This window comes from Altererythrobacter litoralis, assembly GCF_036324225.1.
Classification (GTDB): domain Bacteria; phylum Pseudomonadota; class Alphaproteobacteria; order Sphingomonadales; family Sphingomonadaceae; genus Erythrobacter; species Erythrobacter litoralis_A.
Genome location: NZ_JAZDQV010000009.1, coordinates 68,744 through 91,269, shown reverse-complemented (window position 1 = coordinate 91,269; position 22,526 = coordinate 68,744). Strand labels below are relative to the sequence as shown.

General features: G+C 64.5%; 20 protein-coding genes. 13 read left to right on the top strand and 7 right to left on the bottom strand.

Annotated features, from left to right (window positions below; all coding sequences use genetic code 11):
- The first annotated feature begins 31 nt into the window (after positions 1-31).
- Entirely contained in the window at positions 32-928 is an 897-nt protein-coding gene (gene bla, locus VRS74_RS10125) for a class A beta-lactamase (RefSeq protein WP_354145142.1), read from the top strand.
- Between the two features lie 3 nt (positions 929-931).
- Here the strand turns inward: bla and VRS74_RS10120 are convergent, their stop codons facing one another.
- Positions 932-2,026, bottom strand: a complete 1,095-nt coding sequence (locus tag VRS74_RS10120; RefSeq protein WP_354145141.1) for an isoaspartyl peptidase/L-asparaginase family protein — start codon at positions 2,024-2,026, stop codon at positions 932-934.
- A 111-nt stretch (positions 2,027-2,137) separates the two neighbouring features.
- Between VRS74_RS10120 and VRS74_RS10115 the strand changes: the two genes are divergently transcribed.
- Both VRS74_RS10115 and VRS74_RS10110 read left to right on the top strand, forming a co-directional pair.
- Positions 2,138-2,668 carry a GNAT family N-acetyltransferase gene (locus VRS74_RS10115; RefSeq protein WP_354145140.1) on the top strand — a complete coding sequence of 177 codons (531 nt, stop codon included), beginning with the start codon at positions 2,138-2,140 and terminating at the stop codon, positions 2,666-2,668.
- Positions 2,665-3,615, top strand: coding sequence for an SDR family NAD(P)-dependent oxidoreductase (locus VRS74_RS10110; RefSeq protein ID WP_354145139.1), 951 nt, complete (start codon positions 2,665-2,667; stop codon positions 3,613-3,615). The genes VRS74_RS10115 and VRS74_RS10110 overlap by 4 nt, the downstream gene beginning before the upstream one ends.
- A gap of 4 nt (positions 3,616-3,619) precedes the next feature.
- Here the strand turns inward: VRS74_RS10110 and VRS74_RS10105 are convergent, their stop codons facing one another.
- Positions 3,620-4,558, bottom strand: a complete 939-nt coding sequence (locus VRS74_RS10105; protein ID WP_354145138.1) for an alpha/beta hydrolase fold domain-containing protein — start codon at positions 4,556-4,558, stop codon at positions 3,620-3,622.
- 147 nt (positions 4,559-4,705) lie between these two features.
- Between VRS74_RS10105 and ispG the strand changes: the two genes are divergently transcribed.
- From ispG to VRS74_RS10085, 4 genes are read left to right on the top strand one after another with little or no spacing between them, the layout of a single operon-like run.
- Positions 4,706-5,851, top strand: a complete 1,146-nt coding sequence (gene ispG, locus VRS74_RS10100) for a flavodoxin-dependent (E)-4-hydroxy-3-methylbut-2-enyl-diphosphate synthase (protein WP_354145137.1) — start codon at positions 4,706-4,708, stop codon at positions 5,849-5,851.
- A 35-nt stretch (positions 5,852-5,886) separates the two neighbouring features.
- Positions 5,887-6,186, top strand: a complete 300-nt coding sequence (locus VRS74_RS10095) for a hypothetical protein (protein WP_354145136.1) — start codon at positions 5,887-5,889, stop codon at positions 6,184-6,186.
- Positions 6,187-6,198: 12 nt separating this feature from the next.
- A complete protein-coding gene (locus VRS74_RS10090; RefSeq protein ID WP_354145135.1) occupies positions 6,199-6,744 on the top strand; it encodes a manganese efflux pump MntP in 546 nt (181 codons plus the stop codon).
- Between the two features lies 1 nt (position 6,745).
- Positions 6,746-7,666: a histone deacetylase family protein gene (locus tag VRS74_RS10085; protein ID WP_354145134.1), complete on the top strand. Its 921-nt coding sequence runs from the start codon at positions 6,746-6,748 to the stop codon at positions 7,664-7,666.
- Here VRS74_RS10085 and VRS74_RS10080 read toward each other — a convergent pair.
- Positions 7,657-8,163 carry a hypothetical protein gene (locus VRS74_RS10080; RefSeq protein WP_354145133.1) on the bottom strand — a complete coding sequence of 169 codons (507 nt, stop codon included), beginning with the start codon at positions 8,161-8,163 and terminating at the stop codon, positions 7,657-7,659. The genes VRS74_RS10085 and VRS74_RS10080 overlap by 10 nt on opposite strands.
- 171 nt (positions 8,164-8,334) lie before the next feature.
- Here VRS74_RS10080 and VRS74_RS10075 point away from each other — a divergent pair, with 171 nt between their 5' ends.
- The gene (locus tag VRS74_RS10075; RefSeq protein WP_354145132.1) at positions 8,335-9,786 is read left to right on the top strand and encodes an NAD(P)-binding protein; all 1,452 of its coding nucleotides are present in this window, start codon (positions 8,335-8,337) and stop codon (positions 9,784-9,786) included.
- A 46-nt stretch (positions 9,787-9,832) separates the two neighbouring features.
- Complete coding sequence (locus VRS74_RS10070) at positions 9,833-10,534, top strand: murein L,D-transpeptidase catalytic domain-containing protein (RefSeq protein WP_354145131.1); 702 nt, start codon at positions 9,833-9,835, stop codon at positions 10,532-10,534.
- A 12-nt stretch (positions 10,535-10,546) separates the two neighbouring features.
- On the opposite strand, the gene VRS74_RS10065 is transcribed toward VRS74_RS10070, so the two are convergent.
- On the bottom strand, positions 10,547-11,971 hold the full coding sequence (locus VRS74_RS10065; RefSeq protein ID WP_435521395.1) for a L,D-transpeptidase family protein: 1,425 nt from the start codon (positions 11,969-11,971) through the stop codon (positions 10,547-10,549).
- Positions 11,972-12,138: 167 nt separating this feature from the next.
- Here VRS74_RS10065 and VRS74_RS10060 point away from each other — a divergent pair, with 167 nt between their 5' ends.
- On the top strand, positions 12,139-13,035 hold the full coding sequence (locus tag VRS74_RS10060) for a DMT family transporter (RefSeq protein ID WP_354145129.1): 897 nt from the start codon (positions 12,139-12,141) through the stop codon (positions 13,033-13,035).
- A 163-nt stretch (positions 13,036-13,198) separates the two neighbouring features.
- Positions 13,199-15,874, top strand: a complete 2,676-nt coding sequence (gene acnA, locus VRS74_RS10055; protein ID WP_354145128.1) for an aconitate hydratase AcnA — start codon at positions 13,199-13,201, stop codon at positions 15,872-15,874.
- 425 nt (positions 15,875-16,299) lie between these two features.
- On the opposite strand, the gene ruvB is transcribed toward acnA, so the two are convergent.
- The 3 genes from ruvB to ruvA are packed head-to-tail and all read right to left on the bottom strand — an operon-like array spanning position 16,300 to position 18,490.
- Positions 16,300-17,331: a Holliday junction branch migration DNA helicase RuvB gene (gene ruvB, locus VRS74_RS10050; RefSeq protein WP_354145127.1), complete on the bottom strand. Its 1,032-nt coding sequence runs from the start codon at positions 17,329-17,331 to the stop codon at positions 16,300-16,302.
- Positions 17,331-17,882, bottom strand: a complete 552-nt coding sequence (locus VRS74_RS10045; RefSeq protein ID WP_354145126.1) for a DsrE family protein — start codon at positions 17,880-17,882, stop codon at positions 17,331-17,333. The genes ruvB and VRS74_RS10045 overlap by 1 nt, the downstream gene beginning before the upstream one ends.
- Complete coding sequence (ruvA, locus tag VRS74_RS10040) at positions 17,882-18,490, bottom strand: Holliday junction branch migration protein RuvA (protein ID WP_354145125.1); 609 nt, start codon at positions 18,488-18,490, stop codon at positions 17,882-17,884. The genes VRS74_RS10045 and ruvA overlap by 1 nt, the downstream gene beginning before the upstream one ends.
- A gap of 257 nt (positions 18,491-18,747) precedes the next feature.
- On the opposite strand from ruvA, the gene aroC reads away from it, so the two are divergent.
- Together aroC and katG are read left to right on the top strand one after the other, a co-directional pair.
- The gene (gene aroC / locus VRS74_RS10035) at positions 18,748-19,830 is read left to right on the top strand and encodes a chorismate synthase (RefSeq protein ID WP_354145124.1); all 1,083 of its coding nucleotides are present in this window, start codon (positions 18,748-18,750) and stop codon (positions 19,828-19,830) included.
- A 339-nt stretch (positions 19,831-20,169) separates the two neighbouring features.
- A complete protein-coding gene (katG, locus tag VRS74_RS10030) occupies positions 20,170-22,371 on the top strand; it encodes a catalase/peroxidase HPI (protein ID WP_354145123.1) in 2,202 nt (733 codons plus the stop codon).
- Positions 22,372-22,526: the final 155 nt, after the last annotated feature.

The following is a 22,526-nucleotide window of genomic DNA, read 5'->3' as shown; positions in this document are numbered from 1 at the left end:
CCCTGCCCGGGCACCAATTGGAGAAGCGCCGATGAGGATTACCCGCCGCGCCGCCATCGCCGGTTCGATCGCGCTTGCGTCAGCCGCCTGCGTCCCGGTCGATCCCTCGCCGCGAGGTAAGCTCGCGGCCCGGCTGCGCATCATCGAAGCGGCAGCGGGAGGTATGCTGGGGGTCGCACTGCTCGACACTGCCAGTGGCGCAATGATCGGCCACAACCGCGCCGAACGTTTCAGCCATTGCTCTTCGTTCAAGCTGACGCTCGCCGCCATGGTTCTGTGGCGCGACCAGCAGGGGATAGACGATGCCGACCGACTGGTGCGCTGGAACGAAAGCGATTTGATGTCGGTTTCGCCTTTCACCACACGGCGCCTCGCACAGGGCGCAAGCTTGCGCGAACTGGCGAAGGCAACCCAGACGACCAGCGACAATGCCGCTGCCAATGTGCTGCTGCGCGAATCCGGTGGCCCCGCCGCACTGACCGAATTCTGGCGCATGCTGGGCGATAGTGCGAGCCGACTCGACCGCATCGAGCCGGAGCTCAACCAGGTTCCGCCGGGCGAGTTGCGCGACACCACTACACCCGAGGCGATGGCGCGGACGGTGCAGGCACTGTGCTTCGGCAGCACATTTCAAGACGAGCCGCGCGCGCTGCTGCGGCAATGGATGGTCGAAACCGGCACCGGGGCGCGGCGAGTCCGGGCGGGCCTTCCGACAGGTTGGTTGGCGGGCGACAAGACCGGCACTTCGATCTGGCCCGGCATGGGCAGCCTTTATGTCGACATCGGCTTTGCGCAGCCTCCCGGCCGGGCGCCGCTCACTTTCGCGGCCTATTATCGCGCGCGCGACGTGCACGAAGGCATGGACCCGGCATCCGAACAGGTGCTGGCCGAAGTCGGGCGGGTGCTGGCGGATTTCGCCGCTGGCTAGCCTCTAATGCTCAGGCGCTGACGAAGGCGCAGCTTCGCCGCCGAAGATCGCCACTTCGTTGACGCCGCTGCTGGTCGCGCGACCGCGATACATGCCCGAGGTGTTGAAGCTGAACAGCGCATCGCCTTCAGGCGTGACGAGGATCACCCCGCCGTCTCCGCCCAGCCCGGCCACATCGGCCATCACCGCATCCGCGATCGACTGCGCCCGCCGGGTCGCCTCGGCGCGCCGAGCCGCCACATCCTTGTTCTTCGTCAGCGAGCGCAGCATTCCGCGGATACTGGTGCTTTCGGCTTCCTTGGCCATGCGCAGCTGGGTGCAGATTTCATGCGCCACGCCCACGCGGATGAAGAATTCGCCCCAGCCGGTGGCCGAAACCGCGCAGCTGCGGTTGTCGGCATAGGTGCCCGCGCCGATCACCGGCGCATCGCCGATCCGGCCCCAGCGCTTGCCCGTCATCCCGCCGGTCGAAGTGCCCGCAGCGACATTGCCATTCTGGTCGAGCGCTACCGCGCCGACCGTGCCGAACTTGAGATCGACCTCAAGCGCGGAAATCTTCGGATCGGCTTTCACCCGTTCGAGCGCCTTGCGCCGCGGTTCGGTAGCGAACCATTCGGGCGGCGCCGTTTCGAGCCCGCGCTCCTTGGCGAACTCCTCCGCCCCTGCCCCGCTCAAAAAGACATGGCGCCCATCTTGCCGCACGGTTTCGGCCAGCAGGATCGGGTTCTTGATGGTCTTGACCCCGGTCACCGCGCCCGCGCTGCGATCGCGCCCGTCCATGATCGCCGCGTCGAGTTCGTTCTCGCCTTCCCAGGTGAACACCGCGCCGCGCCCGGCGTTGAAATGCGGATCGTTTTCGAGCAGCACGATAGAGGCTTGGATCGCGTCCATCGCGCTGCCGCCCTGCTTGAGGACATCGGCCCCGGCATCGAGCGCACGCTGCAACGCGGCTTCATATTCCACCTGCATTTCAGGCGTCATCTTGTCGCGTTGGAGGGTACCCGCCCCACCATGGATGGCGATCGACCAATCCTGGGCCTGCGCGGGTGAGGTAGTGAATATGGCGAGTGCGGATAACAGTGCTGCGAGTTTCTTCATGGGCGCGGCATAACACAGCGCGCAGCGAGCGGGAGGGCTTTTCGCGCAGCCTATCGATTTCGCGCAACCGTCGCGCTTAACAAGGGCGACCGGCAATAGTAGACCCGCCGCATGATCCTGCGCCCGGCAATCCCAGATGACGTACCAAACCTTGTCCGGATGGGCCGCGACAGCTTCAACCACGCCTTCGCGCATCTCTATCGCCCGGAAGACCTGGCCGAATTCCTCGGCGAGGTTCATGCGGAAGGCGCAGTGCTGGAAGAAGTGACCGGCGAGGAATGCTGCCACTGCCTGGCTGAGGTGGATGGCGAACTGGTGGGCTATTGCAAGATGCGATACCCAGGCTCGTTCGGGGAATATTCGGATGCTCGCAACCCGATTACCCTCAGCCAGCTATACACTACGCCGGCGCGTACCGGCGAAGGGATCGGCGCTGCTCTTATGGAATGGGCGATCGGCCACGCCAGCGCGCTCGGCTGCGACGCGATCCAGCTTTCAGTCTATGCCGAGAACTTCGGCGCGCAGCGATTTTACCAGCGCTATGGCTTCGGCAAGATCGCCGACATCACCTTCAAGGTGGGCAACCATATCGACCCCGAATTCCTGTATGAAATGCGTTTGGAAGAGGAGAAGAAGGCATGAGCGGCTTTGGAGCGAAATCGACCACCGACGAAGTACTGGCGGGCCACGACCTTACCGGCATGACGGTTTTCATCACCGGCGGGGCATCCGGCCTGGGCCAGGAGACCGCCCGCGCGATGGCCGCCAAGGGCGCCCATGTGGTCCTGGCCGCCCGCGACCAGTCCAAGCTCGATGCAGCCGCGACGGAAATCCGCAAGCAGACCGGCAGCGACAAGGTGGACACGATCCAGTGCGATCTCGCATCGCTCGCCAGCGTGCGCGTCTGCGGCAAGGAGGCCAACGAGCGCTTCGACAAGATCGACCTTCTGCTCAACAATGCCGGGGTGATGGCATGCCCGCTCGGCCGCACCGCTGACGGCTTCGAGCTCCAATTCGGCACCAACCACCTCGGGCATTTCGTGCTGACCAAGTACCTCCTGCCGCTGGTCGAGGAAGGCAGCGGCAAGCGGATCGTCAATTTGTCCAGCCGTGCGCATCACATGGACCAGGTGCATTTCGACGATCCGAACTATGCCAGCCGCGATTACGAGAAGTGGCAGAGCTATGGCCAGTCGAAGACCGCAAATGTGCTGTTCACCGTGGCGCTCGACAAGCGCCTGAAGGGCAAGGGCATCGATGTGTTCGCGGTCCATCCCGGCGGCATCATGACCAATCTGGGCCGCCACTTGACCGAAGAAGATCGCGCGGCGCTGCAGGCGCGCGTGACGCAGGCGGACCAGAGCTTCTCGTGGAAGACGGTGGAGCAAGGCGCGGCGACCAGTTGCTGGGCCGCAACCGCACCCGAACTGGCCGGCCACGGCGGGGTCTATTGCGAGGATTGTCAAGTCGCCGCAGTCGACGACGCATCGTCCACGGGCGGCGTCCGCTCTTATGCGGTAGACCCAGACAAGGCCGAACGGCTGTGGACGCTGAGCGAGGAGCTGGTGGGCGAGACCTTCGCGGTCTGAGCCGCTATTCCTTCAGGAATTCGCGCACCAGCCCAAGGCAATCCTTCGCTTCGCGCGTCGGCGTCAGCGCCATGAACACGTGCGGCGCGCCGGCATACTCATAGAGTTTCACTTCGCCGCCCGCAGCGCATAGCCGCCGGGCGAAGCTACGGCTGTCGATCACGAAGATGTCGTGCCGCCCGACGAATATCTGCGTCGGAGGAATCTGCGCCAACTCGCTGTCGGGCGTGTAGAGCGGGCTGCATTCGGGGCTGGCCGGGTCCGTATCGCTTGCCCATGCCTTGCCCAGTTCGCGCAACGCATCGACCTTGAGCATGATGTCATGCGGTTCGACTTCGCGCATCGCATCGTCCGCCATGGTGACGTCGAGCCAGGGCGCGAACAGCACCAGCTTGCCCGGAAGCGGGTCGCCCGCGCGCACCAGCCTCAGCGCCAGCGCGAGCACCATGTGCCCGCCAGCGCTATCGCCCGAAAGCACGATGTCGCCAGGCGCCCATTCGCTTGCGATCTGCACATAGGCAGCATCGGCAGCGGCATCCTGCGCCTTCCTCGTCGCTTCGGGAGCGACCGGATAGAGCGGCACGGTGACGCTGGCGCCGGTAAAGTCGACCAGCGCAGCCACCAGCGGCCAATGCTCCTTGAACATCGGCAGTACGAAGCCGCCGCCGTGGAAATATACGATGTGCTTCGCACCCTTGCCCGCCTTGGGATGCAGCGTGACACACTCATGCCCGGCCGCCTGCCAGCGTTCGACCGTGAAGCGGCGTTCGAAGCCTGTCGGCATCGGCGCATCCACCGGCAATTTTCGCCCCTCCAGGAATCCGCGCACCGCGCCGGCAGTCTGCGGGAACACGCTGGGCCGCTTCGAGACAACCCATGATCCCAACCGGATCAGCCAGCTGGGCTTGGCGCTGCGCAATTCGAAAACATCTTTTCCGGACATATCTCTTCCCTGTTTCAGCGAGATACGTCTGCGGGACGGAGAGGCAAAGTCAAGCTTGCCACTTGTACTAGGAGTGCGTTCGCAATCTCGCACTGTTCGCCGCAGCGCGTCATTGCCCCGCCGGACCGCCGCGACTATATCCGCGCCATGTCTTCAGTCAGACCCTGGCGCGACATCATGCGTCGCAAGAGCCGTCAGATCATGGTCGGCAATGTCCCCGTGGGCGGTGATGCGCCGATCACGGTGCAGACCATGACCAATACGCCCACCGAGGATGCCGTGGCGACGATCGACCAGATCCGCCGCTGCGAGGAAGCCGGTGCGGACATTATCCGCGTGTCCTGCCCGACCGAGGAAGCGACCGCGGCCTTCGGCAAGATCACCAAGGCGGCGCGCGTGCCGATCGTGGCCGACATCCATTTCCACTACAAGCGCGCGCTCGAAGCGGCCGACGCGGGCGCAGCCTGCCTGCGCATCAACCCTGGCAATATCGGCTCATCGCAGCGCGTCGCCGAAGTGGTGCGCGCGGCCAAGGCCAATGGCTGCGCGATCCGCATCGGGGTCAATGCGGGCAGCCTTGAAAAGGACCTGCTCGAGAAATATGGCGAACCCTGCCCTGAAGCGCTGATCGAAAGCGCGCTCGACCATATCAAGCTGCTGCAAGACCATGACTTCCAGGAATACAAGGTCGCGGTGAAGGCCAGCGACGTGTTCCTGGCGGTGGCCGCCTATCACGGGCTGGCGGAAGCGGTCGATTGCCCGCTGCACCTCGGGATTACCGAGGCCGGCGGGCTGATCGGCGGCACGGTCAAAAGCTCGATCGGCATCGGCAGCCTGCTCTGGGCGGGGATCGGCGACACGATCCGCGTCTCGCTCTCGGCCGAGCCCGAGCAGGAAGTGAAAGTCGGCTTCGAAATCCTCAAGGCGCTGGGCCTGCGCACTCGCGGCGTGCGGATCGTTTCCTGCCCCAGCTGCTCGCGGCAGGGCTTCGACGTGATCCGTACGGTAGAGGCGCTGGAAAGGCGGCTCGAACACATCAAGACGCCGATGAGCCTTTCGGTGCTCGGCTGCGTGGTCAACGGGCCGGGCGAAGCGCGCGAAACCGACATAGGACTGACCGGCGGCGGCGCGGGCAAGCACATGGTCTATCTTTCTGGCGTGACCGACCACCATGTACAAAGCGACGACATGCTTGATCACATCGTGCGGCTGATCGAAGAAAAGGCCGCAGCGATCGAAGCTGGCGAAGCGACAGCTTTCGATCCGCATGCGGCGAAAGAGGCTGCGGAGTAAAGCACCTGCGGCCGCCAACGAAGGAGGCGGAAGCGATGAAAGGCAAGTCTGGAACGTCAACCGACAACGATGCACTGGCAAGCGCGATTTCGTCGCCGGTCGTCCAAAAGCGGCAACTCGCGCCAGCCTATGTTTCAGGCACACGATCGATCACGGCAATCGCAGCCGGTGCTTTCGCGCTTGGCGCGCTAGCCATGGGCGCGGTCGCTATCGGAGCGCTCGCGGTCGGACGCATGGCGATAGGTCGGCTGCGCATACGCGATGCCCGGATCGACCGGCTAAAGATTGGCAAAATCGAAATTGACGACTTGTCCAATTCGCGAGCCAAACACTAAGTCACAAACCCGATGTTGGCAGCACTTGCACTTTCAATCGCGCTGGCGATGGACGCCTTCGCCGTCGCGTTGACGCAAGGCGCCCGCTTCCGCCACAACTGGCGCAGCGTGGCGACGATCGCGCTGGCCTTCGGCATATTCCAGGGCGGCATGCCGCTCGCCGGGTGGCTGCTGGGCAGTTTCGCCCTTCCGCTCGTCCAGCAGTGGGACCATTGGATCGCCGGCGGGCTGCTCGCCGCCCTCGGGATCCAGATGATCTGGTTCGGCGAGCACGAGGGCGATGGTCCGGCCCGGCTTTCGGGTGCGGCCCTGCTGGCTGCCTCGGTCGCCACCAGTATCGATGCCTTCGCTGCGGGAATCACTCTGCCGACGATGGGCTTCCCCCCACTGGCGACCTGCGCGCTGATCGCTTTCGTCACCGCGGCACTTTCGGCTGTTGCGATCGAACTGGGCCAGCGAGCAGGCGACCGCTTCGGGCGACATGCCGAGCTTGCCGGGGGCGTGATGCTGATCGCATTGGGCGCCAACATCGTGTGGGAACACACTTCGGCAGCCTGACATGCTGCATGTCGTCCACCATGCCGACAACATGGCGCCCCGCCCCGCGCGCGGCACGTTCAAATTCGACAAATACTATCTCGTGATGGAAGCGCTCCGCGAAAGCGGCGCTCCGATCACCGAACATGCGCCCGAGCCGATGCCGCGCGAATGGCTCGAAGCAGTGCATTGCCCGAACTACGTCGACGAGGTCTTCCGCGCCGAAGTGCCGCGAGAGAAGGAGCGTCGGATCGGCTTTCCGGTGACGCCCCAGATCGCGGCAAGGGTACGCCACACCAATGGCGGCACCTGGCTCGCGGCCCAGTTGGCAAGGCAGCATGGCTATGCCGCCAATTCCGCAGCAGGAAGCCATCACGCACTCCACGAAACCGGCGCCGGCTATTGCGTGTTCAACGACCTTGCAGTCACCGCCAACAGGCTGATCGCGCAAGGCGATGCGACCCGCATCTTGATCGTCGATTGCGACGTTCACCAGGGGGATGGCACGGCCAGCCTCACAGCCGGGCGCGCGGATATCTTCACGCTTTCGCTCCATGCCGAAAAAAACTTCCCGGTGCGCAAGGCGCGCTCAAGCCGCGATGTCGCCTTGCCCGACGGTACTGATGACGATGGCTATATGGACGCGCTGAGCAGCCATTTGCCCGATATCATATCCGGATTCGCGCCCGATCTGGTGCTTTACCAGGCGGGAGTCGATCCGCATGCCGAAGACCGGCTGGGCCGGCTCGCGCTATCCGATGCCGGGCTGATCGCGCGCGATCGCTTCGTCATTCGCGAAGCCCGTTCGCGCGGCCTGCCGATCGCCAGCGCGCTGGGCGGAGGTTATGGAGAAGACGCGGGCGAAGTCGCATGGCGCCATGCGCGCTCGATGCTGGCGATGGCGGAGGAGAACGCGCGCTTCGACGCGCCGCGTCAGAAATAGATGTCGATGTAATCGGTCAGGCGGTCGCACCATTCGAATTCGCGCAGCCGGAAATAGCGCCGCTGCTGCGTGATCGCGAAATGCCAGCTCTTGTCGGCCTCGCACGCCCGCCCCTGATCCGGCGCGTCGAGTATCCGGATCTTGCCTTCGAAAGTGAAATAGCCGGTGCCGACTTCGGTCACAAAGCCGTCGAGGTGGACCTGCCCAGAGCCATTGGCCTGATATTGGCTGCCGGTCAGGCGGATCCGCCCGTCTTCCCGCCGCGTCCTGACAGTGCCGCGGCTGTTGTCCCATGAAATCCACTGGAGCGACATGCCCTTGTTCCGCTCAAGCCGGTCGAGCGTGCCGCGATCGTAGACGCGGGTGTGATCGAGGGGCGCCGCCGCACCGGCCGAAGTGGCCCGATCCGCTGAGCTCGCCCCGGATGGCACAGCCATGGCCATGCCACCGGTGAGGGCCAGAGCAAGCAATGCCAGCCTTGTCGTATTCGCGCGCATGGCATCCCTCCTGCACTTGGGCCAGTTTCCGGAATATCGGCCCACTGGCCACCGCATCAATTCCGGCGATGTAGCAGTACGCGAAGGCTGAAACTGACCGGGTGCAAGCTGCGGCGGATTGGTCTATCGAGTGCCGGGACGCAGCGCATCATGGAGAGGAGCGCGCAGACCATGGCCGATTTCGAGACCGATTACCTGATCGTGGGCGCAGGCGCAGTGGGCCTTGCCTTTGCCGATACGCTGCTCGACGAAGACCCCGATTGCCACATCACCTTCGTCGACAAGCATGCCAGGCCGGGTGGCCATTGGAACGACGCCTATTCCTTCGTCGCCCTGCACCAACCGAGCGCGACCTATGGCGTCAATTCGATGGCGTTTCCCAGCGAACAGATCGACACGCACGGCCCGAACAAGGGACTTTTCGCGCTCGCTAGCGGCGCCGAAGTGCTGGCCTATTTCGAAAAGGTGATGAACATGCGGCTGCTGCCGAGCGGGCGCGTCGCATATCATCACCTGAGCGAATTTCGCGGCCGCGACTCAGATGGCGTGGCACGGATGCGAAAGATCCTGTCGGGCGAGGAAAGCTCCATCAGGGTTCGCCGCAAGCTGGTGGATGCGACATTCTACCAGACTTCGGTTCCATCGACCCACACCCGCAATTTCTCCGAAGGCGAAGGAGTGCGAGTCGTCCCTCCCGGCGCTCTTCCGGAGCTGTGGAAGCGACCGGATGGCCTGCCCGAACATTATGTGATCCTTGGCGCGGGCAAGACTGCGATGGACACCGCCGTTTGGCTGATAGAAGCGGGCGTCGATCCCGATGCCATTAGCTGGGTCCGTCCGCGCGAAAGCTGGCTTTGGAACCGGCTCTACACCCAGCCGGGCGAGGATTTCATCGAAACGGTCATGCGCTTCCAGGTCGGCATGTTCGATGCCGCCATCGGCGCCGCCGACGGGGACGAGATGATGGAGCTGATGGGCGAAGGCGGATTTTTCCTGCGCATAGACCCCGAGGTAAGGCCGGAGATGTGCCACTATGCCACGATCTCGCAGGGCGAGATCGACATATTGCGCCGCATCACCCGTGTGATCCGCAAAGGTCGGGTCAAGTCGGTCGAGCTAGGGAAGCTGCACTTCGAAGATGCGACGGTCGAGGTTCCGCAGGGCAGCCTGTGTGTCGATTGCACGGCGCGGGCGGTGCCCTTCGAGGCCAGCAAGGAATCGGGTCCGCTGTTCCGCGGCGACCGCATCGTGCTGCAGCCGCTTCACACGCCCCTCGTTACCTTCAGTGCGGCGCTCACGGCATTCATCGAAGCCAATTTCGATAGCGACGAGGAAAAGAACGCGCTCGGCGCGCCCGGCCCACTCACCGATACGCCTGCAACCTTTCCCTATGCCCAGATGGTCAACATGATGAACCGCGGGATCTGGGCGCAAAACCCGAAGATCTCGGCATGGCTGGCGAAATCGCGGCTCGACCTTGCCAGCCGCACGATCGCCAAACTCATCGCCGAAGGCAGTCCGAAGATTGCAGCACTCCAGCAAGTTCGCGACAAGATCGGCGAAGGCATGCCCGCGCTGGTGCGGCTCGGCATGCAGGCCAAAGCGATTCACGAGGCTGCATAAGCCCTATTCACGTGAAGCTAGGAATTGCGTTATAGGCTGTTCGCAAATGAAACGTCGCGAACTGATCAAGACCGGTTTGATCGCGGGTGTGGCGCTGGCAGCGCCCGCGCGCGCCTTTGCCATGCCGCAAAAGGGCTCCGCGCGCGATCGCGAGCTTTTCGCCATCGCCAAGCGCGAGCTCGACCGCGCCGGCGAATCGATCTGGAAACGCGACATCGTCGGCATTGCCGATTTCGGGCTGCATTCAGCCGAGCGCCGGTTCCACTTCGTCAATCTCGATCGCGAGGAAGTGCAGAGCTACCACGTCAGCCACGGCACCGGCTCCGATCCCGAGCATGACGGTTACCTCAAGACCTATTCCAATGTCGAAGGCTCGCTGGCGACTAGCCGCGGCGCCTATGTCACTTGGGAATGGTATGTCGGCCGCTATGGCACTTCGGTGCGGCTGGGCGGGCTCGATCCGACCAACGAAGCGGCCTTCCGCCGCGCGATCGTGATGCACCGCGCGAATTATGCCGAACCCGCGCATATCGAGCGTTACGGGCGGCTGGGCCGTTCGAACGGGTGCTTCGCCATGGGTGAGGAACAGTTCCGAATCGCGCTGATGAATCTCTCAGGCGGGCGGCTGCTTTTCGCTGACAGCCTGGGGCTCGCCAATGAAGGCGAGAGGCTGGCGGTGAATTCGATCGAACTGCTCCAGCCGGGTCGCCCGCTGGCGAGCCAGCGCTACATTCCCGGCAGTTACTAACCCCCGCTTGACCTAGGGCGCGTCGCGCAGATCGTCCTCGATCACGATGATCTCTTCATCGGTCGTGCGCGCCCGGTTCTGCACGCGCGGCAAATCGAGGCTCGCCAGCACCGGCGCGTCGCGCTCGTAGATGTCGCTGAAGGTCGCCAGCTCACCGTCGATGTCGGTCGCCATGGTGAAATAGGTGATATAGACCGGCAGCCGCTTCTGGATCGGCACGAGCGTGTACTTTCCCGAAGTCGCGATCTCGACCGCTTCCTCCTTGCTCGCGCCCCTGCCCAGAATCGCCATGGTGATAGCGAGTTCGAGTGCGCGCTCGGTGCGGATGCAGCCGTGGCTCAGTGCTCGCTCGTCGCTGGCGAACAAATGGCGCGAAGGCGTATCATGCAGGAAGATTGCATGCTCATTGGGCATTTCGAGCTTCATCCGGCCCAGCGAATTGCCCGCCCCCGGCTGTTGCACAACGGTGATCCAGCCGTTGGCGCCCTTGGTAGCCTTGTAGCCATTGGCCTTGGCCCAACCCGGATTACTGAGCACTTTCTGGCCCAGTCCTTCGCCAACCACAATCGATTGCGGGACGGTCCATGTGGGGTTGAACACCACGCCTTCGACCACTTCAGCAAGCTGCGGGGTCGCGGTGCGGCCCGGCTTGCCCACGATCGTGCGGTAAGTGCTGATGATCTTGTCGTTCACCGTCAGCCGCAGCTGGTATTCGGGAACATTGGTCATCAGATACTGGTTGCCGAGATCGCGCGCCAGCCAGCGCCAGCGATCCATATTGGCGCGGATCAGCTTGCGCCGCGCCGGGTCCTTTGCCTGCGCCAGTGCCTCGCGCAGTCGCGCATAGTCAGGATGAACTGGGTTGAGCGACATCAGCTTTCCGGCGATGTCGCCGCTGGCCAGCGCATCGCGCATCAGTTCGCCGCTGCGATAGAGGTCGCGGTCGGGGTCGATCACGAACCATTGCTTGCGTGCATCCATCGGCGTGCGCCCGTCGCGCAGATCCTCCGCCAACCACACAAACGCGCGGCTGGCGATCTCGTTCAGCGCATCGGACGGCCCCTTGCCGATTTCGGCCAGCAGCGGCTCAAGCTGGTAGTCGGCCGGATCGAGCCCTTCGGCGCCAATTCCGCGGATCACCATGGCGAGCGCGGAGGCCTGCTGCGGGGTCCACGGCTGCACCAGCGGCACCACTTCGGCGCCATATTCGCCCTGCACCAACGGATCGGACACCATGCGCGGGAAGGCCTCTTCCATGCTGCCGGGAGCGTCGGCCTGGCGGGCCTGCATTTCGGTGCGCGCGGGCGTTGAACCCTGCGCGGGCTGCCGGGCCTGGGCCAGCAGGTCTTCGGGCGCAGTCTCCTGCGCCGCCAGTGAGCCAGCAGCCAATGCCGCCGACGCTGCCGCAAACAACCATCTGTCCGATCGCGAATTCATTCCCTGTCTCAACCCTTTGGCGCGCCGCTGCGCGCATTGACGATAGCGGACGCAATCTTACTGCGTCTGCCACGCTCTATCAATTGCGGCGCCTTTCCCACGGCTGAATCATTTGCAACTCTTGCCGCCAGTGGCCGCATGCCTTGTTCGCGCCTATAGCCGCGGCCATGAGCGACTCCCGCCACTCGATCCGTCCCTTCATCGCCTGCATCGCGGGCGTTGCGCTGTTTTCCGCAATGGATGCAGTGATGAAGAGCGCTTCGCTCGCGATCGGCGCCTACAGCGCCTATTTCCTGCGTTGCCTGATCGGCTTCGTGCTGATCGCCCCGCCATGGTGGCTGCGCACGCGCAAATGGCCCGAACGCCATGTGCTCAAGGTGCATGCGCTGCGCGGCGTCGTGGTTGCCTTCATGGGCTGGACCTTCTTTTTCTCGCTGACACGCCTGCCGCTGGCCGAAGCAATCGCATTGTCTTTCGTGGCGCCGCTGATCGCGCTTTACCTCGCGGCGGTTCTGCTGGGCGAGAAGATCGAGCGCAAGGCGATCATCGCTGCGCTGCTCGGACTGGCCGGAGTGATCGTCATCGTGGGCGGCAAGATCGGGCGCGAACACATGAGCGAGGAAGCGACACTGGGGCTGATCGCGCTGCTGCTGTCCGCCGTGCTCTATGCCTGGAACCTCGTGCTCCAGCGCCAGCAGGCGCTGCTCGCCAGCCCGACCGAAGTCAGCGCCTTCCAGAACGGCGTGGCGGTGGCTGTGCTGCTGGTCGGCGCTCCGCTGATGCTGCAGATGCCGACGAGCGAACGCGTGTGGTTCGACCTTGTCGCGGGCGCGCTGCTGGCAGTGACGGCCGTGATGTTCCTTTCATGGGCATATGCCCGCGCAGAGGCACAGGCGCTGGTGCCGCTCGAATACACAGCCTTCCTGTGGGCTGCGCTACTCGGCTGGCTCTATTTCGGCGAGCAGGTCACGCTGTCCACCATCGCCGGGACAGCATTGATCGTGGTGGGATGCCTGATCGCGACCCGCCGACGCCCGGCGCACGTCGAATCCGCCACCGTCTGAAGCCCTTGCGCATTGCGCTTTGTGCGCGGTTCGGCAGGCTCCCCCCTTGACCTCGCGCGCGCGAGAGCGCAGGTGGCGCGCAAATATCACCTCCAGGCCGATCCGCGCCCTCTCCAATGCGCCGGATTCGCGCCTGCGCTCACGGAAGGACGGAAGAAATCCCATGACCCAGGTCGGCAAGGACACGCTCGGAGCCCGCGCAACGCTCGATGTGAACGGCAAGGAATATGCCTATTATTCCTTTGCCAAGGCGGCTGAGAAGCTGGGCGACGTCAGCCGCCTGCCGATCTCAATGAAGGTACTGCTCGAGAACCTGCTGCGCTTCGAAGACGGCGGCTTCACCGTTTCGACCGACGACATCCAGGCGGTGGTCGACTGGCAGAAGAACCCCGTCACCGGCAGCGAGATCCAGTACCGCCCGGCGCGCGTGCTGCTGCAGGACTTCACCGGCGTACCCTGCGTGGTCGACCTTGCCGCGATGCGCGATGCGATCGCCAAGCTTGGCGGCGATACCGCAAAGATCAACCCGCAGGTTCCGGTCAACCTCGTGATCGACCACTCGGTGATGGTCGACGAATTCGGCCACCCCAAGGCCTTCGAAAAGAACGTAGAGCTCGAGTATCAGCGCAATGCCGAGCGTTACGACTTCCTCAAGTGGGGCTCGAAGAGCTTCCAGAACTTCTCTGCCGTCCCCCCGGGCACCGGGATCTGCCACCAGGTCAACCTCGAGCATATCGCCAAGGGCATCTGGTCGAGCACCGACCAGCACGGCGCGACTGTCGCCTATCCCGACACCTGCGTCGGCACCGACAGCCACACCACCATGATCAACGGCCTGGGCGTGCTTGGCTGGGGCGTCGGCGGGATCGAAGCCGAGGCAGCTATGCTGGGCCAGCCGGTTTCGATGCTGATCCCCGAAGTGGTCGGCTTCAAGCTCACCGGAAAGCTCGCCGAAGGCGTGACCGCGACCGACCTGGTGCTCACTTGCGTGCAGATGTTGCGCGAAGTGGGCGTGGTGGGCCGCTTCGTCGAATTCTACGGCCCGGGCGTGTCGAACCTCAGCCTGGCCGATCGTGCCACCATCGCCAACATGGCGCCCGAATATGGCGCGACCTGCGGCTTCTTCGGCGTTGACGACAAGACGCTCGACTACATGCGCCTGACCGGCCGCGACGAAGCGACGATCGCGCTGGTCGAAGCCTATTCGAAGCAGCAAGGCATGTGGTTCGAGCCGGACAATGTGCCGGTGTTCACCAGCACGCTCGAACTCGACATGTCCGCCGTGGTCCCCTCGCTCGCCGGCCCCAAGCGCCCGCAGGACAAGGTGATCCTTCCGCAGGTGGACGAGTTGTTCAACACCGATCTTTCGAAGGTCTATGGCAAGTCGGCCCCGGCCCGCGTGGCGGTCGATGGCGAAGGCCATGACATCGGCGACGGCGACGTGGTGATCGCCGCGATCACCAGCTGCACCAACACTTCGAACCCAGATGTGCTGATCGCCGCCGGCCTCGTCGCCAAGAAGGCGAACGAGCGCGGCCTCAAGCCCAAGCCGTGGGTGAAGACCTCGCTCGCGCCGGGATCGCAGGTGGTCACCGACTATCTCGTCAAGGCGGGCCTGCAGGACCATCTCGACGCGATCGGCTTCGATCTCGTCGGCTATGGCTGCACCACCTGCATCGGCAACTCGGGCCCGCTCGCCCCGCCGATCAGCAAGGCGATCAACGGCAATAACATCGTGGCCGCCTCGGTGCTCTCGGGCAACCGCAACTTCGAAGGCCGCGTGTCGCCGGACGTGCGCGCGAACTTCCTCGCCTCGCCGCCACTGGTGGTCGCCTATGCGCTCAAGGGCACGGTGACCGAAGACATCACCACCACCCCGATCGGCCAGGACCAGGACGGCAACGACGTGTTCCTGAAGGACATCTGGCCGTCGAACCTCGAAATCGCCGAACTGCGCGCCAGTTCGATCGACCGTGACATGTTCGAGAAGCGCTATGCTGACGTCTACAAGGGCGACGAGCACTGGCAGGCGATCAAGGTCGAGGCTTCGGACACCTATCAGTGGCGTCCGGGCAGCACTTACGTCGCCAACCCGCCCTATTTCGAAGGGATGGGGATGACCCCCGCGCCGGTGACCGACATCACCGATGCGAAGCCGCTCGCGATCCTGGGCGACAGCGTCACCACCGACCACATCAGTCCCGCTGGCTCGATCAAGGAAGACAGCCCCGGCGGCAAGTATTTGCTGGAAAACCAAGTCTCAAAGGCGGACTTCAACTCCTACGGCTCGCGCCGCGGCAACCACGAAGTGATGATGCGCGGCACCTTCGCCAATATCCGCATCAAGAACGAAATGGTCCCCGGCGTCGAAGGCGGCTTCACCACCTACAATGGCGAAACCATGCCGATCTACGACGCGGCGATGAAGCACAAGGCTGACGGAACGCCGCTCGTCGTCATCGGCGGCAAGGAATACGGCACCGGCTCAAGCCGCGACTGGGCCGCCAAGGGCACGATCCTGCTTGGCGTGCGCGCGGTGATCGTCGAAAGCTTCGAACGCATCCACCGTTCGAATCTGGTCGGCATGGGCGTGCTGCCGCTGCAGTTCAAGGCAGGCGACACGCGCGAGACGCTGGGCCTCAAGGGTGACGACACCTTCACGATTCTGGGCCTTGGTTCGCTCGAGCCGCGCCAGGACGTCGAAGTGGAAGTGACCCGCGCCGATGGCAGCAGCTTCAGCTTCACAGCGCAGTGCCGCATCGATACCGCCAACGAGATGGAATACTACCTCAACGGCGGCATCCTGCAGTACGTGCTGCGCAAGCTGGCTTCGGACTGAGCAAACCGGACCCGGTTCTGCAGATAGCGCGCCGGACGCGCTGTAGGAAAGCGGACAAAAAAGAAGGGCGGCATCGCAATGCGGTGCCGCCCTTTGACCAGGTTCTTGACCCGCAACGAAGCAGGAGACTGTCGCTTCCTGCGGGACTTGCCTTTGCCTGCTCCAGGGTCGCAGTAGAGCGGGCCATTCACAAGTGGGTACCGGGCGGCTGCGCCCTAACCCCCCGTCGGAGCTGCAGCCGCCGCGACGATCGGGCCAGGAGCCCTCTCGCTTGCCCATCATCAAACACGCCGGGCCGAGTCGGCTCAATGCGATTAACCATGTTTGAGCGCCCGTCCGACCTGCGGAAGCGCCGATTCCGGCCCATTCCGATGCACCGCGTCCCAATCCGGGACCGGCCCGTGCACAGGCCTTAACGAAAGGCCCTATTTGCCTTCGCCGAACAGCCCGCCCTGCGGCGCCTTGGGAGGGCTCATCTCCAGATGCGCCCAGCCATCATCGTTGAGCACGCGCCCGCGCGCGGTGCGGGCGAGCAGGCCGAGCTGGATCAGATAGGGCTCGATCACTTCCTCGACCGTGTCGCGTGGCTCGGCCAGCCCCGCCGCCAGCGTCTCCACGCCCACCGGCCCGCCCTTGTAGGTGGTGGCGATCATGGTGAGATAGCGCCGGTCCATCGCATCGAGCCCCAGCCGGTCGATCTCGAGCCGGGTCAGTGCATCGTCTGCCAGAGCGCGCGTGACGGTGCCCTGCCCCGCGACATGGGCGAAGTCGCGCACGCGGCGCAGCAAGCGACCCGCGACACGCGGCGTCCCGCGCGAACGGCGGGCGATCTCCCGCGCGCCCTGCGGATCGATCTGCATGCCCAGCAGCCGCGCCCCGCGCGTCACCACCAGGTCAAGCTCGTCATGGGTGTAGAACGTCAGCCGCACCGGAATGCCGAAGCGGTCGCGCAAAGGCGTGGTGAGCAAGCCCTGCCGGGTCGTCGCGCCGATCAGGGTGAAGGGCGGCAGGTCGATCCGCACGCTGCGCGCCGCGGGCCCTTCGCCGATGATGATGTCAAGCGCGCGGTCCTCCATCGCGGGATAGAGGATTTCCTCGACCACCGGATTGAGCCGGTGGATCTCGTCGATGAACAGCACGTCATGCGGTTCGAGATTGGTGAGCAACGCGGCAAGGTCGCCCGCCTTGGCGATCACCGGCCCGCTGGTGGCGCGAAAGCCCACGCCCAGTTCGCGGGCCACGATCTGCGCCAGCGTGGTCTTGCCCAGCCCCGGCGGGCCGAAGAACAGCGTGTGATCCATCGCTTCGCCGCGCGACTTCGCGCTTTCGATGAATACGCGCAGATTGTCCCGCGCCGCCTCCTGCCCGATGAATTCGGCAAGCGATTTCGGACGCAGTGCCGCGTCCGGGTCGTCGGCCTGCCGCTCGGGCGAATGGAGGGGAATGGGATCGGTCATCAGAACGGATTGAGCGTATAGCCCCTCTGCTGGAGCAGCGCATGAGCGGTCATCGCGGAAAGCGCCATTTCGACGCCGGGCATGAGTTCGCTCGCTTTCACGCCCTGCGCCGCGGCGCTTTGCCCGCAGACGATGAACTGGACGCCGTGGTCGAGCATTTCGCGCACCATCGCGGCATTGGGGTTGTCACCCGCCTTGCCATGCGCACTCCAGCCCTCGGCAGAAAGCAGGTCGAGCACCGCCGGGCCATGCACCACCACAGCGACGCGGATATTATCCTCAGGCACGCCCGCCGCTACGTGCATGTTGATGAAGCGAGCCGCGCTCTCAAAGCCGCGGTTGCGCTGCCCTTCCTCGCCGGGCTTGGCGACGTCGAAGGAATGGGCGAACTCGGTATCGGCCGGAACCTGCGCGATCCCCTCGACCGGAGCATGCGGCCCGAAGGTCTTGAACACCGGTCCGGTGGTGAATGCCGACATGTCCTGTGCGGCGGCAGGGGTGGCGAAAGCCAGAATTACCGCCGAGAAACTGATACGCATAATCTTCTCCATCACCCCGCCGCCCTCTTCAGCGCGACGCGGATCAATTCGCCTTCGCTCGCCCCTTCGCCCAACTCGCCGATTGCGCGGGCGACCGCCTGCGTCGCGATCACGGTCTTGAAGCCGAGGTTCTCGAGCGCGCTCACCGCATCGGCGCTGGCGTTACCCGCAGGCGTAACGGCAAGGCCGGAGACCCCCGCGATACCCCCGCCGGGCAATGCGCCCGCCTTGTCCTTCAGCTCGTTGACGATGCGCCCGGCCAGCTTCGGCCCCACGCCCTGCGCGCGCGCGACCATCGCCGCATCGCCGCACCCGCAGGCATCGCGCAACTCGCCCGGCGAAAGCGCCGAGAGGATCGCCAGCCCCACCTTGCTACCCACGCCCTGAACCTGCGTCAAAAGCCGGAACCAGTCGCGCTCGGCCGCGTCTGCAAAGCCCAGCAGGCGCATGTCGTTCTCGCTGACCTGCAAATCGGTATAGACCGTGCAGCCCTCACCCTTCTCGCCCAGCGCGGCAAGCGTCTTGGCCGAACAATGGACCAGATAGCCCACGCCCTGCACGTCGATCACCGCCCAGTCGGTGCCGGTTTCGTCAAGCAGGCCCTTCAGCTTTGCGATCATGTTCTGTTCCTGCATCAGTTGATGCGCGAATGCCAGAGGCACATCGGGGTTATCGTCATTGCAGAGATGCCGGGCGCATCCCGGCGATGCGACACATGCGACACTGTCCAATGAAAGAAAACCGGTCCCTCCGGGCGCCCGAAATCGATAGCAGCGAAGGAGCGGGCAAATTCATCCGCCCGCCATGCCACGAAGCCGCGATGTAGGAAAATCTTCGGGTTCTCGACAGGCAAGGCAATTGCGCTATGGAAGCGGGCATGAGCTGGAACACATTCGGACGCGTGCTGCGCTTCACGACCTGGGGCGAAAGCCACGGCCCCGCGCTGGGCGCGGTGGTTGACGGGTGCCCGCCGCGCATCGCGCTGAGCGAAGCCGACATCCAGCCTTATCTCGATGCGCGCAAGCCCGGGCAAAACCGCTTCACCACGCAGCGACAGGAAGCGGACCTGGTCCGCATCCTTTCGGGCACGTTCGAAGGCCAGACCACCGGCACGCCGATCAGCCTGATGATCGAAAATACCGACCAGCGCAGCAAGGACTATTCGGAAATCGCCAAGGCCTATCGCCCCGGCCATGCCGACTATGCCTATGACGCGAAATACGGCATCCGCGACTATCGCGGGGGCGGGCGCAGCAGCGCGCGCGAAACCGCCGCGCGGGTGGCGGCAGGCGCGGTGGCAAGGCTAGTTATCCCCGAAGTCAAGATCACCGCCTATGTTTGCGAGATCGGTGGCGACGCGATCGACCGCAATGCGATCGATTATGCCGAGATCGGCAACAACCCCTTCTTCTGCCCCGATGCTTCGGCGGCGAAGCGCTGGGAAGAAATGGTCGATACGGCGCGCAAGGCCGGTTCCTCGCTCGGCGCCGTCGTCGAATGCGTGGCCGAAGGCGTGCCCGCAGGATGGGGCGCGCCGGTCTATGCCAAGCTCGACAGCGACCTTGCCTCCGGAATGATGAGCATAAATGCGGTGAAGGGCGTCGAGATCGGTGACGGATTCGAAGCCGCGCGCCTCACCGGCGAACAGAATGCCGACCCGATGCGACCCGCTGAACCCGGGAGCAACGAGGGCAAGCCGCGCTTCACCGCCAATCATGCGGGCGGGATCGCGGGCGGGATCTCGACCGGGCAGCCGGTGGTGTGCCGCGTGGCGTTCAAGCCGACCAGCTCGATCCTTACCCCGGTGGATTCGATCACCGCCGATGGCGAAGCGACGCAAGTGCGCACCAAGGGCCGCCACGACCCCTGCGTGGGCATTCGCGGCACGCCGGTGGTGGAAGCGATGATGGCGCTGGTACTGGCCGATCACAAGCTGCTGCACCGCGCGCAAGTCGGCTGAAGCCGACTTGTTTTTGTTTCGCCCTCAAACGCCGGGCGCGAGCCGTCCGGCTCGCTTGGCTTTCGCGGCATAAGCCGCGGCGCGCAGTCGCGCTTGCGACGCCTTGCGGCGTCGGTTAGGCGCCTTCCCGCTCGGGCGCGCAGCTACCGCCTGATTTGCCGATTGACGATTGATCGACTGGATCACTCAATCGCGACTTATTGATTTATTCGTTCAAACTCATCGGATGATCTCGTTTAGCCTGGATCAATGCACTGGCTATGAGCGTTGGGTAATCGAAAGGTGCGCGCCGAGTCGCGCGCCTTGATGCTGCTTTAACCCCCGCGAGGAGACAAGATCATGGACGCAAAGACCGGAGACATCAGCGGCTGCCCGTTCCACGGCAATGGCGACAGCCGTTCGCTGTTCGGCCGCACCAACAAGGATTGGTGGCCCGACGCGCTGCAGCTCGACATCCTGACCCAGGACGGCAAGTCGGCCGACCCGATGGGCGAAGACTTCGACTATTGCGAAGCTTTCAACGCGCTCGACTACAATGCGCTCAAGGCTGACCTCACCGCGCTGATGACCGACAGCCAGGAATGGTGGCCGGCCGACTATGGCCACTACGGCCCCTTCTTCATCCGCATGGCGTGGCACGCAGCCGGCACCTATCGCACCGGCGACGGTCGCGGCGGCGCGGGCAGCGGCCAGCAGCGTTTTGCTCCGCTCAACAGTTGGCCCGATAACGGCAACCTCGACAAGGCGCGCCGCCTGCTGTGGCCGATCAAGCGCAAGTACGGCAAGCACATCAGCTGGGCCGACCTTTTCATCCTGGCCGGCAATGTCGCGATCGAATCGATGGGCGGCCCGGTGTTCGGCTTCGGCGGCGGCCGCAAGGACGTGTTCGAACCCGAAACCGTCTATTGGGGCACGGAAGACCTGTGGGTCGACCAGGGCGCCGAAACCCGCATCATCCCGGACAAGAACAAGGATCTCGAAAACCCGCTGGCTGCGATCCAGATGGGCCTGATCTACGTCAACCCGGAAGGCCCGGGCGGCAATCCCGATCCGCTGCTGGCCGCGCGCGACATGCGCGTGACCTTCGCCCGCATGGCAATGAATGACGAGGAAACCGTTGCCCTTACCGCCGGCGGCCACGCCTTCGGCAAGGCGCATGGCGCCAAGCCGTCGGACACGTTCAGCGGCAATCCGGAAAGCGAAGCGCTGGCGCTGCAGGGCTTTGGCTGGCTGACCGACCCGGCTGAAATCGCCAAGGGCAACATCACCACGTCGGGCATCGAAGGCGCCTGGACGCCCAACCCCACCAAGTGGGGCGGCGACTATTTCCGCCTGCTGTTCAAGTATGACTATGAACTGGTGCATTCGCCCGCCGGCGCGCAGCAGTGGCAGCCGATCAATCCGGACCCCGCGGACATGGCGCCCGACGCGCGCGATCCTTCGAAGAAGGTCCCGACCATGATGACCACCGCCGACATGGCGCTGAAGATGGATCCGGAATACCGCAAGATTTCGGAACGCTTCCGCGACGACCAAGCGGCGCTCGACGATGCCTTCGCTCGCGCATGGTTCAAGCTGTGCCACCGCGACATGGGCCCCAAGGCCCGCTACATGGGCCCCGAAGTCCCGGTAGAAGACCTGATTTGGCAGGATCCGGTTCCCGCCGGCACCACCCCTTCGGCAAGCGCCGTGGCGGACTTCAAGGCGAAGATCCTCGCCAGCGGCCTTTCGGTGAGCGAACTGGTCAAGGCGGCCTGGGCTTCGGCCTCCACCTACCGCAATTCGGACCATCGCGGCGGCGCCAATGGCGCGCGTGTGCGGCTGGCTCCGCAGAGCGGCTGGAAGGCCAACGATCCGGACGAACTGGCCAAGGTCCTGGCCAAGATCGACGAGCTGCGCGGTGACCTCTCGATGGCCGACGCCATCGTGCTCGCGGGCACGGCTGCGGTCGAAAAGGCGGCCAAGGACGGCGGCTTCGACATCTCGGTCGACATCACCACCGGCCGTGGCGACGCCACCCAGGAGCAGACCGACGCCGACAGCTTCGACGCGCTCGAGCCCTTCGCCGACGGTTTCCGCAACTACCTCAAGACCAAGGCGATCGTGAAGACCGAGGACATGCTGGTCGACCGCGCCCAGCTGCTCGGCCTTTCGATCCCCGAAATGACCGTGCTGGTCGGCGGCCTCCGCGCACTCGGCGCGGTCAGCGGCAACACCGGGCGCGGCGTGCTGACCGACCGTCCGGGCACGCTGTCGAACGACTTCTTCGTCAACCTGCTCGACATGGCCACCGCATGGTCGCCGGTCGAAGGCAGCGGCGATGAGGAATTCGTGGGCAAGTGCCGCAAGACCGGAGCCGAAAAGTGGCGCGCGACCCGTGCCGACCTCGTGTTCGGTTCGAACTCGCAGCTGCGCGCCCAGGCCGAAGTCTATGCCGAATGCGGCAATGAAGCGAAGTTCGCCGCCGATTTCGCCAAGGCATGGGCCAAGGTGATGGACGCGGACCGTTTCGACCTGACCTGCGCCAAGTACCACGGCTGATGCCGTGAGCGCCTAGCCCGGAAGGCATAGTCTTCCAGGGTCGCAAGGGACCCCGGTGTACCAGTACAGGGCACCGGGGTTTCTTTTGTCCGCCATCGCGATAGACGCTCCGTTTTCCGGCAGGCGGATGCCGGGCAAATGGGGGTCGCATGAAA

Coding starts and splice junctions, on each gene's coding strand:
- bla (WP_354145142.1), top strand. CDS start 32: ATGAGGATTACCCGCCGCGCCGCCATCGCCGGTTCGATCGCGCTTGCG.
- VRS74_RS10120 (WP_354145141.1), bottom strand. CDS start 2,026: ATGAAGAAACTCGCAGCACTGTTATCCGCACTCGCCATATTCACTACC.
- VRS74_RS10115 (WP_354145140.1), top strand. CDS start 2,138: ATGATCCTGCGCCCGGCAATCCCAGATGACGTACCAAACCTTGTCCGG.
- VRS74_RS10110 (WP_354145139.1), top strand. CDS start 2,665: ATGAGCGGCTTTGGAGCGAAATCGACCACCGACGAAGTACTGGCGGGC.
- VRS74_RS10105 (WP_354145138.1), bottom strand. CDS start 4,558: ATGTCCGGAAAAGATGTTTTCGAATTGCGCAGCGCCAAGCCCAGCTGG.
- ispG (WP_354145137.1), top strand. CDS start 4,706: ATGTCTTCAGTCAGACCCTGGCGCGACATCATGCGTCGCAAGAGCCGT.
- VRS74_RS10095 (WP_354145136.1), top strand. CDS start 5,887: ATGAAAGGCAAGTCTGGAACGTCAACCGACAACGATGCACTGGCAAGC.
- VRS74_RS10090 (WP_354145135.1), top strand. CDS start 6,199: ATGTTGGCAGCACTTGCACTTTCAATCGCGCTGGCGATGGACGCCTTC.
- VRS74_RS10085 (WP_354145134.1), top strand. CDS start 6,746: ATGCTGCATGTCGTCCACCATGCCGACAACATGGCGCCCCGCCCCGCG.
- VRS74_RS10080 (WP_354145133.1), bottom strand. CDS start 8,163: ATGCGCGCGAATACGACAAGGCTGGCATTGCTTGCTCTGGCCCTCACC.
- VRS74_RS10075 (WP_354145132.1), top strand. CDS start 8,335: ATGGCCGATTTCGAGACCGATTACCTGATCGTGGGCGCAGGCGCAGTG.
- VRS74_RS10070 (WP_354145131.1), top strand. CDS start 9,833: ATGAAACGTCGCGAACTGATCAAGACCGGTTTGATCGCGGGTGTGGCG.
- VRS74_RS10065 (WP_435521395.1), bottom strand. CDS start 11,971: ATGAATTCGCGATCGGACAGATGGTTGTTTGCGGCAGCGTCGGCGGCA.
- VRS74_RS10060 (WP_354145129.1), top strand. CDS start 12,139: ATGAGCGACTCCCGCCACTCGATCCGTCCCTTCATCGCCTGCATCGCG.
- acnA (WP_354145128.1), top strand. CDS start 13,199: ATGACCCAGGTCGGCAAGGACACGCTCGGAGCCCGCGCAACGCTCGAT.
- ruvB (WP_354145127.1), bottom strand. CDS start 17,331: ATGACCGATCCCATTCCCCTCCATTCGCCCGAGCGGCAGGCCGACGAC.
- VRS74_RS10045 (WP_354145126.1), bottom strand. CDS start 17,882: ATGGAGAAGATTATGCGTATCAGTTTCTCGGCGGTAATTCTGGCTTTC.
- ruvA (WP_354145125.1), bottom strand. CDS start 18,490: ATGATCGCAAAGCTGAAGGGCCTGCTTGACGAAACCGGCACCGACTGG.
- aroC (WP_354145124.1), top strand. CDS start 18,748: ATGAGCTGGAACACATTCGGACGCGTGCTGCGCTTCACGACCTGGGGC.
- katG (WP_354145123.1), top strand. CDS start 20,170: ATGGACGCAAAGACCGGAGACATCAGCGGCTGCCCGTTCCACGGCAAT.